Raw genomic sequence first — 11,172 nt, 5'->3', positions numbered from 1 at the left:
TGCGGCCCGAGGGTGACCACTTACGCAGGTGGAGCGGAGCGACCCTCGGCGGGAGCAGCGGTCTGCACCACCCACCCCGCTACGACCGGCCCTTGATCTGGATCTGGCCCTTGATCTGGATCTTGATCTACTCGTCGCCGAGGACGAGACCGGTGGCGGCGCTGATGCCTTCGAGGTAGCCGCGGGCGCGCTCGGCCTTCGGGTAGCGGTTGACCAGGTCCCAGAAGCGGGCCGAGTGGCTGGGGACGACCAGGTGGGACAGCTCGTGCAGGAGCACGTAGTCGAGCACCCAGTCGGGCATCTCCTGGATGCGGTGGGAGATGCGGATGGTGCCGTCGTCGGGGGTGCAGCTGCCCCAGCGGCCGTTCTGGTTGGTGACCCAGCGGACGCTGGCCGGGTCGACGCGACGGGCGTGGTCGGGCAGGTAGCGGACGGTCAGACGCCGGGCGCGGGCGGTCAGCTCGTCGTCGCTACGCTGTACGCGCTCCTCGCGGGCGGCCAGCCGGGCGAGCATCCGCTCGACCCACTCCGTCTCCTCGGCGCGGGAGAAGCGGTCGGGGATGAGCACCACGACGCGCTCGCCGTCGCGGTAGGCGGACACGGTCCGGCGCCTGCGCTGACTTCGGCGCACCTCGACGACAGGCTTGCGTGTCCGGGCCATCACCGGCTCGCGGGGCCCAGATTCGGGTTCACGTAAAGACGCTAATCCGTGAGACCCATGTCACCGCAAGGGTACGGCGAACGACACGCGCCGGAAAAACGAGCTTCGTACCCGAGTGACCGAAAAGATTTTTCCAGAACGCAACAGGGTAGGCCGTACCCCACCACAAATCGGATCACCGGACATGGTCATCGTCCCGTTTGGGAGCTTCTGAGCGTATTCCCCGGCGTGTCCCGGCATATCTGCCTAAAAAGGGCGTGATCGCGACGCACACTCTCGCTGTCGGCAACTCAGCCGACGTTGCGCTGACATGGAAACGGCCTGACCTGGGTATCGTCCGCCGCGGAAAGGCGGCCGCATCCCGTGGTCGCGGAGCGGTCCAGCGCCGAACACAGGTCGCGGCGACACGCCGCGAGCCGGGCACCGGGCCGGCCGGGCCGGCATACATGACGAGGAGGAACCGTGGCCGACAACACGTACAACGGCTACTGCGTGAAGTGCAAGGAGAAGCGCGACTTCCAGGGCACCGTGGAGGTCTCGAAGACGGGCATGAACATGGCCAAGGGCAAGTGCCCGGTCTGCGGCACGACCGTCAACCGCATCCTGGGCAAGGCCAAGGCCTGATCCAGGTAACCGACTGGCGAGGGGCGGCTTCGGCCGCCCCTCACTCGTTGGAGGCGTAACTTGTGGTCACGCGCACACGTTGAGTAAGTAGCCACATCCCTGTGGATAACTTGCTCACAGCTGTGGACAACCGTGCGTAGGGTGGCCATCGCCCTGTGGATAACTCCTCTGACCGCAACGGCTCAGTGACACCCTGTCACTCATGCCCCCGCAGCGTCCGGTTCTGATCCCCGGTGTCCCTCGCCTCCGCCGCGGCCCCCACGGCCTGCAGCTCGGCACGTCCCGGCCGGTGGTGATCGAGCTACCCGGCGTCGATCCGGCGGCCGTGCTCGACCTCGTCGACGGCACCCGCACCGATCGCCTCGTCGTCCACCACGCGTGCCGCCTCGGGCTCGCGCCGGCCACCACGCGAGCGCTGCTGCAGACGCTGGCCGACAACGGGCTGCTGGTCCCGGTGCTGCCACGAGACGTCGTGAGCTTCGCGGGTGAGGCGGCGGCGCTGGCCCATCACGGCGTTCCCGCTCCCGCGTCGGTGCTGCGGCGGCGGGCGCGAGCCGTGGTGCGGGTCACCGGCGAGGGCCGCCTCGGCGCCGGGGTGGCGGTGGCGCTGGCCTCGGCCGGGATCGGCCACGTGGAGACCGACCTGCCCGGCGAGGTGACGGCCGCGGAGCTGCCCGGCGGCCCGCTGAGCGCGGCCGATCTCGGCCGGTCGCGGGATGAGGCGGTCGCTTCGGCCCTGCTTCGTGCGTCCCCAGAGATCAACACCACCCGGGTACGCAACAGAGCGATCGATCTCCAGCTCCAGCTCCGCTACCGCGAGCCGGTGGGCCTGCTCGCGGCGTCGCTGTCCCGGCGCCGGCGCCCCCACCTGCAGCTGGGGCTCCGCGAGGGGGTGGCGGTGATCGGGCCCTTCGTCCCCGCGCAGGGCGGCCCGTGCCTGCGCTGCGTCGACCTGCACCGCCACGACCGCGACCCCGAGTGGGCCGACCCCACGGTGACCTCCGAGCCGGCCACGGTGGCCGTGATCCTGGCCGCGACGGCCTACGCGGCGGCCGAGGCCCTGACCTTCCTGGACGGCGGCACGCCGGAGTCCCTGGGCGCGGCGGTCGAGATCAGCCGGCCGGGCCACCACCGCCGGCGCTCCTGGTCGCCCCATCCGGCGTGCCAGTGTTCTCAGGAGAGGCAACTCCTGCGATGACCATCGCCGCGTGCAAGAGGGTGAGGGCTTCGCCGCGGGCGCCTGCGAAGGGTGGGTCGGGGGTGGCCGTCGCCGGGGTCAGCGGGACCGGGCGCGGGGTCTGGGCGACCGCGGCGCGGAGCGGGTCGATCAGGGCCGGGCCCCAGGCGCCGCCGATCAGGATCTGGGCCGGGTCGGTCAGCGCCACCACCGCGGCGACGACGCCGGTGACGGCCTCGGCCAGGGCGGCTCGGGCCGGCGTCGGGCCGGCGCAGGCGGCCAGGAGCCGGGGCACGTCGATCGCGGCGGTTCCCGGCCGGCGGAGGCCCAGGTCGGCGAAGACCTCGGTGAAGCACACCGCCCGGCCGCCGGGCCCGGTCGTGATCACATGGGCGATCTCGCCGGCCAGACCGCCGCGACCCCGTCTGATCTCGCCGTCGTTGACGATCGCGCAGCCCAGGCCCTCGCCCAGGAAGAGGTAGGCGAAGTCGGCGCCGGCCCGGCCACGCTCGGCCCGGGCGGCCCAGTTGACGTCGTTGTCGACGATCACCGGACCGTCGACGAAGGGCGCCAGCACCGCGACCGGGTCGAGCGCGCCGACCAGGAACGGCGAATCCGGCAGCTCGACCAGCCGCCCGGTCGCCCGGTCGACCGGGTCGGCGGCGCTGACCACGGCCAGCCGGGGGCGCCGAGGGGCCGGCAGCGGCACCGGGGTTGCCCCGGCGACCGAGATCACGCCCGAAGCCGTGACCACCTCGGTAACCGCGGCCTGGAGCGTCGACGACACCTGGGACGGGTGGGGGATCTCGCGGACGGCGCGGGCGATCGTGTCGCCGTACGGATCAAGGCACTCGGCCGTCACGCCGGCCGACGCGATGCTGATGGCCAGGGCCGTTCCGGCGGACGGGGACAGGGCGTAGTAGGAGCCGACGCGACCTTTGCCGCGGCCGCCCGCGGTGCGCTCGCCGGTGTCGATCACCAGGCCACGCTCGGTCAGCCGGCGCACGCTCTCGCCCGCCGTCGGCTTGGAGATGCCGATCGAGGTGGCCAGCTCGGCCCTGGTCACCCGGCGGGTCTGGGTGAGGGCCCGCAGGACGCTCTCGTCGGTCTGAGCCCGCACCGGATCCATGCCGGAGATTCTAGACAGGACCCTTGCCTAGAAAGTGCGCCACCCCGTATGCTCCTTTCAAGTAAAGAGCCTTGACCAGAAGGAGTTGACCGCCGTGGCCGCGCCGACCATGACCCTGCCCGCCCTGCCTCATTGGGAAGAGACACCGGCCGACCTGAAGGCCGCCATCCGTGAGATCAAGACGGCACTGCGGGCGCGCATCGCCGCGTCCGGCCGCACGGTCGACGAGATCTTCGCGGTGGTCGAGGAGCGCGTCCGGGCCGAGGTCGACGACATCCGGGCGGCGCGGGAGCGCGGCGAAACGGTCTGGCCGGTGATCGACTACGCCGACATCGCCTCCGGCGCGGTGACGGCAGACCAGGTGGCGCTGCTGCGGCGGCGTGGCTGCCTGGTGGTGCGCGGGCACTTCGCGCGCGAGCAGGCGCTGGGCTGGGACAGCGACATCGTCGACTACGTCGAGAGCAACCGGTTCTTCGAGAACTACCGCGGCCCCGGCGACGACTTCTTCGGCAGCGTCGGGTCGAAACCCGAGATCTACCCGATCTACTGGTCGCCGGCCCAGATGCAGGCGCGGCAGAGCGACCGGATGGCGACCGTCCAGGCGTTCCTGAACTCGCAGTGGAAGCACGAGTCCGAGGGTGTGCGGTGGTTCGACCCCGAGCGCGACTCGCTCTACCCCGACCGCATCCGCCGGCGCCCCGAGGGGGCTGATTCCCAGGGCCTGGGTACTCACCTCGACCCGGGAACGCTCGACCTGTGGATGACCGAGGCCTATCAGAAGACGTTCCGTCACCTGTTCGACGGCAGCGTCGAGCAGTACGACCCGTGGGACGCCGCCCACCGGACCGCCGGCCCGCAGTACCCGGGCTCGACCATGTGCTCGGCGTTCCGCACCTTCCAGGGGTGGACCGCCCTGTCCGACATGGACCATGACCAGGGCGTCCTGCACACGGTGCCGATCCCGGGCGCGATGGCCTACCTGATGCTGCGCCCGCTGCTGAGCGACGTCCCCGACGACGACATGTGCGGCGTGACCGTCAACCAGGTCTTCCCGGCGAACGACAAGTGGCACCCGCTCCTGATGGAAGCCCTGTCCGGCATCCCCGACGTCCGCGCCGGCGACTCCGTCTGGTGGCACTGCGACATGATCCACAGCGTCGCTCCGGTCGAGACCCAGCGCGGCTGGGGCAACGTCATGTACATCCCCGCGGCGCCGTGGTGCCCGCGCAACGAGACCTACGCCGCCAACGTCCGCGCGGCCTTCGCCTCGGGTGAGAGCCCGAGCGACTTCCCGGCCGAACACTACGAGCAGACCTGGGCCAACCGCTTCCAGGAGGCCGACCTCAACCCGACCGGGCGGCGTGGCCTCGGCCTGGCCTGATCGGTTGCCCCGAACGGCACTGGGTGAAACGGACTTTTGGGTTAGGAGACGGCATATAGAGCGCACCGGGCGGACGATGCCCTGCTGGTCGGTAACAATGATCGGATGAGCGATATACCTCGGCGGGCGGCTGCCCGTACTGCCAGGCTGGCCGCTCTGCCGCTCGGGTTTGCCGGGCGGACTGCTCTGGGGCTGGGCAAGCGGGCAGTGGGTGCTGCGGCCGATGTCATCTCGGCCGACATTCAGCAGCGGACGGCCGAGCAGCTGTTCAGCGTGTTGGGGCAGCTCAAGGGCGGGGCGATGAAGTTCGGGCAGGCGCTGTCCGTGCTCGAGGCCGCGATGCCCGACGAGATGGCGGGGCCTTATCGGCAGGCACTGACAAAGCTTCAGGAGGCGGCGCCGCCGATGCCGGTGGCGAACGTGCACAAGGCGCTCGCCGAGCAGCTCGGGGCCGACTGGCGAGAGAGGTTCACCGAGTTCGACGACTCGCCCGCGGCCGCCGCGAGCATCGGGCAGGTGCACCGGGCGGTCTGGAAGTTGCCGCCCAGCCGGAAGGGCGCCAAGCCGAAGACGGTGCCGGTAGCGGTCAAGATCCAATACCCGGGGGCGGCCGAGGCGCTGGTCTCCGACCTCAAGCAGTTGTCCCGGCTGGCCGGGATGTTCAAGATCATCCAGCCTGGCATGGACATCAAGCCACTCGTCAACGAGCTGCGTGCGCGGATCGTCGAAGAGCTCGACTACGCGATGGAGGCGGAATCGCAGGCCACCTTCGCCGAGGCGTTCGCGGGCGACGATGACATCTATGTACCGCGGGTTCTGGCCCATGCCGAGCGGGTGCTCGTCACCGAGTGGGTCGATGGCACGCCGTTGGCGAAAGTGATCAGCGACGGCACCGAGGAGGAACGGGACGAAGCGGGCCGGTTGATGGCCACGCTCCACTTCTCGGCGCCGGGCCGCTGCGGGCTGCTGCACGCTGATCCACACCCGGGCAACTTCCGGATCCTGCCGGACGGGCGGCTCGGCGTGATCGACTTCGGGGCGGTGGCGCGGCTGCCCGGCGGCCATCCGGAACCCATCGGGCGGCTGGTCCGGCTGGCCCTGGCCGGTGACGCGCAGGGCGTCGCGGACGGGCTGCGCGACGAGGGTTTCATCAAACCGGACGACGACATCGACGCCGAGGCGGTGCTGACCTTCCTCCGGCCGATGATCGAGCCGGTCGCGGTCGACGAGTTCCGTTTCACCCGCGCCTGGATGCGCGGCGAGGCGCAACGCCTGTCCAACCCGCGGTCGCCGGCCTTTCAGCTGAGCCGCAAACTCAACCTGCCGCCGTCCTACCTCCTGATCCACCGGGTCACGATCGGCTCGATCGGCGTCCTGTCCCAACTCGAGGCCAAGGCCCCCTACCGGGCCATCCTGCAGAAGTGGCTCCCCGGCTTCGCCCCGGTCGCCTGAACGCCGCGGAAATCCGCCCGCCGAAGAACGAGCCACTGACGCGATGAGTCCTCGGCGCGGTCAGGATTCGGGGTGGAGCAGCCCAACCGGCTGCGAACCCAGCTAGGCGCCCGCCCCGGTTCAGCCGCCGCCGGCGTCATGGGTGTCGGCCAGGCGCCACGCGAAGCCGGGCGGACGCTGTAGAGCCGAGGCACGCGAAGGCCCGGCGGCACGCCAAGGCCCGGCGGCACTCGAAGGGCGGGCATGGGGAAAGGCCCCGTCCGTGCCGACGGGGCCTTTCCTGTGGGTGAAGCTTGAGCTGTCGATCAGAACGGACGACCACCCAGCTCCCGAGCGGCGCGGTGACGCGCTTCCATGGCTACTCGGCGAGCGGAGCGGTGCGCCTCAGGGTTGGCCTGAGGCCGACGCATTCGGGCTCGGGACAGCGCTTCTTGGATGAGTCTCATCTTCGCGGATCCATTCGAAGTCATCTCAGTCGTCTTTCGGGTCGGGGTGTGGATGGTGGTCGTGGTCATGTCGTCATGCCGCCAGTCGGACGGCGTCGCGCTCGAGGCCGTTGGCCGCGAGACGCTCCTCGGTCTGTGCCTTGAGCTCGGCGTCGCGAGCGACGTCCGCCTTACGCGGACGACCACGGGGCCGCTTGCGCGGAACCACGGCGCCACGCTCAAAGATCTCGCCGCCCCAGACACCCCAGGGCTCCGCACGCTCGACCGCACCAGCCAGGCACTCGACGCGCAGCGGGCAGTCCCCGCAGAGCGACTTGGCCAGCTCAAGCTGGGCGGGCGAGTCGGAGAACCAAAGGTCCGGGTCGAACTTCCGACAGGGCAGGTTTGCCTCGATCTCGACGCTCACGTCGAGCGGGGCCAGCGCCAGACTCATAAAGCCCGGTCACCTCTCTCTTCGATCGATCTTCTGGATCGCCGTACAGGTGTTGCATCCCGGTTGTAGGGCCGGGAAATAAGTAAGGCCGCGGATCCCGGTAATCGGGTTCCGCGGCCTCGAGGTGAGCCGGCTAGGTCTGTGGATCAGACCGGCCTTCCTCGAGGCGGGACACCGCTGGCACCATCCGTCTTCACGACAGAGGACCCATTGCTGCCCACGAACCCATTGCGACCCTTGAGGGTCACCTTGTTGCTGATGCCTTCGTCGCGCCGCATGGCCTGACCCAGCTCGGCCTGGATCTGGACCTGGTGCACCTGCGAAAGCGGAGCCCGGAATGCCGAAGCAGACACGGGCGACCAAGCGCAAGCAGGAGCCAGCAACACGGACGGTCGTCCAGTCGTGTAGATCTCCATCAGTGCCACCTCCTCCAATGTGTTGCGCTCGATCTGACTTCTGGAACCCCATGGAGCAGGTGCGCTCCTCGAGGTGTGCACTGAGGCTATGCCTCGCGTAGCAGCGAGAGCAAACGAATTAACGGACTAGTTTTCAAAGTTTTCCTGGGCAAGATCATCGGGGCTCCGACCAGCCACCAGAGCGAAGACAGCGGCGCCGTACTGGCCGAGCTTGCGGGGGCCGATACCGGCGATCGCGAGCAGTTCCGGTGGGGTCGAGGGCTTGCGTTCGGCCAGGGCCACGATGGTGGCGTCGGTGAACACCACGTACTTGGGAACCTGCAGTTCGGACGCCATTCGGGTGCGCCACTCGGTGAGCCGATCGTATAGATCCTGGTCGATGTCGGACGGGCAGGTCGGGCAGCGGCCGAGCTTGCGGTCGGCGCCGGCGAGCAGGGTCGCGCCGCAGATCCGGCAGGTCGAGACCTTGGATCGGCGGTCAGGTTTCCGACTCACGCTGGACACCCCGGCGCGCTCCGGTCCGCCGCTGCCGCGACGCTCCAGCTGGGGCAGGAAACGGCAGGGGCGACGGGCGCGGCCGCCGCCGGAGCGGGTCTGCCCGTACGAGAGCCAGAGCCATTGCCGCGCCCGCGTGACCCCGACGTAGAGCAGGCGCCTTTCCTCCTCGACCTGCTCGTTGGTCTTCGCGTACGTGGTCGGCAGCGTCCCGTCGGAGAGCCCGACCAGGAACACCGCGTCCCACTCCAGGCCCTTGGCCGAATGCAGCGAGGCGAGCGTCACCCCCTCGACGGTGGGCGCGTGCTGTTGCTCGGCCCGGCGCGCGAGTTCGGCCACGAAATCGGTGAGCGAGGGGTCGCGCTGTATCGCCACGGCCTCACCGACCTGCTGGATGGCCGGCGCCTTGGCGAAGTCTTCGGCCAGCGCCACCAGGGCGGCCAGCGCCTCCCACTGTTCGCGGGCGGCGCCACCGGCGGGCGGCTGGTCGCGGGCCCAGCCCAGCGCGGAGAGCCCCTCGACCACGGCGAGCACCAGGGGCGTCTCGCCGGGGATGGACCGGGTGGCCGACCGGAGCGCGACCATCGCCTGGCGCACCTCGGCCCGCTCGAAGAACCGCTCGGCGCCCCGGACGACGTAGGGCACCTCGGCCTCGGCCAGCGCTTTCTCGTACGTCTCGGACTGCGCGTTGGTGCGGAACAGCACCGCGATCTCGCTGGCCGGGGTGCCGGTGCCGATCAGCTCCTTGCAGCGGCGGGCGACGGCGACCGCCTCCCCCGGCTCGTCCGGGAAGATCTTGAGCTCGGGCTCGGCCCCGGGCGGCCGTTGCCCGACCAGTTCCAGCCGGAGCTTGGCCTCACTCCCCCGGGCCTGCTTGATCACCGCGTTGGCCAGGCCGACCACCTGGGGCGTGGAGCGGTAGTCGCGGACCAGCCGGACCACCACGGCGTCACGCCGTTGCCGGGGGAAGTCGATCAGGTACGCCGAGGTGGCGCCGGTGAACGAGTAGATGGTCTGGCTGGCGTCGCCGACCACGGTCAGGTCGTCGCGGCCGCCCAGCCAGGTGTCGAGCAGGCGCTGCTGGAGGGGGTTCACGTCCTGGTACTCGTCCACCACGAAGTGGCGGTACTGCGCGCGGATCTGCTCGGCGACGTCGGAGTGCTCCTCGATGCCCCAGACCGCGGCGCGCAGCATGTCCTCGAAGTCGATCACGCCCTGGCGGCGCTTGATGTCCTCGTACGCGGAGAAGACGTCGGCGACCTTGGCCGGGTCGTACGGCGGCTCGCGCAGCGCCTTGGCCGCGGCCACCGCGTATTCACCGGGCTCGACCAGCGACGACTTGGCCCACTCGATCTCGGAGGCGAGGTCGCGGGCGCCGGTGCGGTCGGCGCGGACGTTGACCCGGGCCGCCGCCAGCGCGACCAGCCGCGCCTTGCTCTCCAGCAGCTCGGGCATCGCCCGGCCCTCGAGCAGCCGCGGCGCGAAGTAGCGCACCTGCCGCAGCGCGGCCGAATGGAACGTGCGGGCCTGGACCCCGGCGGCGCCCAGGCCGGTGAGCCGGGCCCGCATCTCGGCGGCGGCCCGCGCGGTGAAGGTGACGGCCAGAACGTGTCGGCCGCTGATCTCGCCGGTGGTCGTCCGGTAGGCGATGCGGTGGGTGATCGCCCTGGTCTTGCCCGTGCCCGCGCCGGCCAGGATGCAGACCGGTCCCGCGGGAGCGGTCACCGCCTTACGCTGATCGGGATCGAGCCCGGCGAGCACACGTTCCGCTGTCACAGTCGGGAATCATGGCACCCGGGTACGACGTTCTCCCGGAAGGCACCGTTCCGAGTGAGTTGGCCGAAGGGAAGACCGACCGATGTTGACCATGTACTCCACCACGTGGTGCGGCTACTGCTACCGGTTGAAGACGCAGCTGGACCGTGAGGGCATCGCCTACGACGTGGTCGACATCGAGCAGGACCCGGCCGCGGCCGAGTTCGTGATGGGCGTCAACGGCGGCAACCAGACGGTTCCGACGCTGAAGTTCGACGACGGCTCGGCGCTGACCAACCCCAGCATCGTCGAGGTCAAGAAGCACCTCGAGGCGATCAAGGCGGCTTAGGGAACCTCACAGGCCGGCCAGCAACTCGTCCAGCTCGTCGTCGGTCAGGGCGAGTTCCTCGACCAGGGCGGCGAAGAGCAGCACGTGTGTCCGCACCGTGGACGACCGGTCGATCTCCGCGATCGGCACCTGCTCGCCCAGCGCCGACCGGATCAACATCTCCGCCTCCCGCACCGGCACCAGCTCACCGTGCCGGCGGGTGGCGGCCCGCACCGAGCCGGTGACCGCGGCCAGCGGCGCGTCCGTACGGAACCGAAGCTTGACCGCCGCCCGGAAGGCCGCGGCGAACATCTCGTCGGCGTGCTCGCCGGGCGGTTCGGGCGCGACCGTGTTGGTGGCGGTGGCGCGGAGGAAGGCCAGAGCGGTCATCGGACCGCGCTCCGGCGCCAGGGACGGCCGTCGGCCGGCGGGTCGAAGCGCGCCACCCGGGTCTCGGCCTGAGCCACCAGCGCTTCCAGCAGCTCGGCGTCGTTGATCGCACCGTCCGCGACCGCGCCTTGAGCGAGGTCGCCGACCACCATGATCATCATGCCGACGCGGCGTTCGTCCGGGATGCCGGCGACCAGGTCGGCGTCGCCGAGCACGGAGCGGATGACCGCCTCCAGCTCGCGGGCGGTCACCCCGTCGGTCCGGACGTCCCGCCGTTGGAGCAGTCCCCGGACGTACGGCGTGACGTCCCGCGGGTCGCGGCCGGCGAAGCAGCGCCGGACCGCGACCGCGAACACCTCACGCATCAGCCGGGCCGGTCCGGGACGGGCCTGGACGGGCGCCCGGTCCTCGTCCCGCAGTGAGGTCAGCACCAGCTGACCAGCCGAAGTCGAGATCACATAGCGGACTTTACGGACTTCAGGGGA

At 70.5% G+C, this 11,172-nt stretch carries 12 protein-coding genes; 5 read left to right on the top strand and 7 right to left on the bottom strand.

The genetic code is table 11. The annotated features are described in order from the left end of the window. Positions 1-127 precede the first annotated feature (127 nt). Positions 128-661: a M48 family metallopeptidase gene (locus AB0O15_RS05600; RefSeq protein WP_364314434.1), complete on the bottom strand. Its 534-nt coding sequence runs from the start codon at positions 659-661 to the stop codon at positions 128-130. Positions 662-1,123: 462 nt separating this feature from the next. Here AB0O15_RS05600 and AB0O15_RS05595 point away from each other — a divergent pair, with 462 nt between their 5' ends. Both AB0O15_RS05595 and AB0O15_RS05590 read left to right on the top strand, forming a co-directional pair. Beyond that, entirely contained in the window at positions 1,124-1,285 is a 162-nt protein-coding gene (locus tag AB0O15_RS05595; protein ID WP_015625326.1) for a DUF5679 domain-containing protein, read from the top strand. 202 nt (positions 1,286-1,487) lie between these two features. Beyond that, a complete protein-coding gene (locus AB0O15_RS05590; RefSeq protein ID WP_364314431.1) occupies positions 1,488-2,483 on the top strand; it encodes a hypothetical protein in 996 nt (331 codons plus the stop codon). On the opposite strand, the gene AB0O15_RS05585 is transcribed toward AB0O15_RS05590, so the two are convergent. Further along, complete coding sequence (locus tag AB0O15_RS05585) at positions 2,398-3,591, bottom strand: ROK family transcriptional regulator (RefSeq protein WP_364314429.1); 1,194 nt, start codon at positions 3,589-3,591, stop codon at positions 2,398-2,400. The two genes, AB0O15_RS05590 and AB0O15_RS05585, sit on opposite strands and share 86 nt — an antisense overlap. 94 nt (positions 3,592-3,685) lie before the next feature. On the opposite strand from AB0O15_RS05585, the gene AB0O15_RS05580 reads away from it, so the two are divergent. Both AB0O15_RS05580 and AB0O15_RS05575 read left to right on the top strand, forming a co-directional pair. Beyond that, on the top strand, positions 3,686-4,972 hold the full coding sequence (locus AB0O15_RS05580; protein WP_364314427.1) for a DUF1479 domain-containing protein: 1,287 nt from the start codon (positions 3,686-3,688) through the stop codon (positions 4,970-4,972). 105 nt (positions 4,973-5,077) lie between these two features. Further along, positions 5,078-6,424, top strand: coding sequence for an AarF/ABC1/UbiB kinase family protein (locus AB0O15_RS05575; RefSeq protein WP_364314424.1), 1,347 nt, complete (start codon positions 5,078-5,080; stop codon positions 6,422-6,424). 519 nt (positions 6,425-6,943) lie between these two features. On the opposite strand, the gene AB0O15_RS05570 is transcribed toward AB0O15_RS05575, so the two are convergent. The 3 genes from AB0O15_RS05570 to AB0O15_RS05560 all read right to left on the bottom strand — a co-directional run bounded on the left by AB0O15_RS05570 (position 6,944) and on the right by AB0O15_RS05560 (position 9,990). Beyond that, positions 6,944-7,303, bottom strand: a complete 360-nt coding sequence (locus AB0O15_RS05570; RefSeq protein WP_364314422.1) for a WhiB family transcriptional regulator — start codon at positions 7,301-7,303, stop codon at positions 6,944-6,946. A 146-nt stretch (positions 7,304-7,449) separates the two neighbouring features. Further along, positions 7,450-7,719 carry a hypothetical protein gene (locus AB0O15_RS05565; protein ID WP_364314419.1) on the bottom strand — a complete coding sequence of 90 codons (270 nt, stop codon included), beginning with the start codon at positions 7,717-7,719 and terminating at the stop codon, positions 7,450-7,452. Between the two features lie 126 nt (positions 7,720-7,845). Next, positions 7,846-9,990 carry an ATP-dependent DNA helicase UvrD2 gene (locus AB0O15_RS05560; protein ID WP_364314417.1) on the bottom strand — a complete coding sequence of 715 codons (2,145 nt, stop codon included), beginning with the start codon at positions 9,988-9,990 and terminating at the stop codon, positions 7,846-7,848. An 82-nt stretch (positions 9,991-10,072) separates the two neighbouring features. Here AB0O15_RS05560 and AB0O15_RS05555 point away from each other — a divergent pair, with 82 nt between their 5' ends. Continuing rightward, complete coding sequence (locus AB0O15_RS05555; RefSeq protein WP_364314414.1) at positions 10,073-10,318, top strand: mycoredoxin; 246 nt, start codon at positions 10,073-10,075, stop codon at positions 10,316-10,318. A 6-nt stretch (positions 10,319-10,324) separates the two neighbouring features. Here the strand turns inward: AB0O15_RS05555 and AB0O15_RS05550 are convergent, their stop codons facing one another. Together AB0O15_RS05550 and AB0O15_RS05545 are read right to left on the bottom strand one after the other, a co-directional pair. Further along, complete coding sequence (locus AB0O15_RS05550; protein WP_364314411.1) at positions 10,325-10,687, bottom strand: hypothetical protein; 363 nt, start codon at positions 10,685-10,687, stop codon at positions 10,325-10,327. Further along, entirely contained in the window at positions 10,684-11,145 is a 462-nt protein-coding gene (locus AB0O15_RS05545) for a hypothetical protein (RefSeq protein WP_364314409.1), read from the bottom strand. The genes AB0O15_RS05550 and AB0O15_RS05545 overlap by 4 nt, the downstream gene beginning before the upstream one ends. Between the last annotated feature and the right edge of the window lie 27 nt (positions 11,146-11,172).

Source organism: Actinoplanes sp. NPDC089786 (assembly GCF_040684855.1).
Classification (GTDB): Bacteria; Actinomycetota; Actinomycetes; order Mycobacteriales; family Micromonosporaceae; genus Actinoplanes.
Note: the sequence above shows the minus strand (reverse complement) of the source record. Positions and strands in the feature narration are given on the sequence as shown.

Excerpts from the sequence above, each read along its gene's own strand:
- AB0O15_RS05570 (WP_364314422.1), bottom strand. The coding sequence starts at position 7,303 with ATGAGTCTGGCGCTGGCCCCGCTCGACGTGAGCGTCGAGATCGAGGCA.
- AB0O15_RS05590 (WP_364314431.1), top strand. The coding sequence starts at position 1,488 with ATGCCCCCGCAGCGTCCGGTTCTGATCCCCGGTGTCCCTCGCCTCCGC.
- AB0O15_RS05555 (WP_364314414.1), top strand. The coding sequence starts at position 10,073 with ATGTTGACCATGTACTCCACCACGTGGTGCGGCTACTGCTACCGGTTG.
- AB0O15_RS05565 (WP_364314419.1), bottom strand. The coding sequence starts at position 7,719 with ATGGAGATCTACACGACTGGACGACCGTCCGTGTTGCTGGCTCCTGCT.
- AB0O15_RS05600 (WP_364314434.1), bottom strand. The coding sequence starts at position 661 with ATGGCCCGGACACGCAAGCCTGTCGTCGAGGTGCGCCGAAGTCAGCGC.
- AB0O15_RS05585 (WP_364314429.1), bottom strand. The coding sequence starts at position 3,591 with ATGGATCCGGTGCGGGCTCAGACCGACGAGAGCGTCCTGCGGGCCCTC.
- AB0O15_RS05575 (WP_364314424.1), top strand. The coding sequence starts at position 5,078 with ATGAGCGATATACCTCGGCGGGCGGCTGCCCGTACTGCCAGGCTGGCC.
- AB0O15_RS05550 (WP_364314411.1), bottom strand. The coding sequence starts at position 10,687 with ATGACCGCTCTGGCCTTCCTCCGCGCCACCGCCACCAACACGGTCGCG.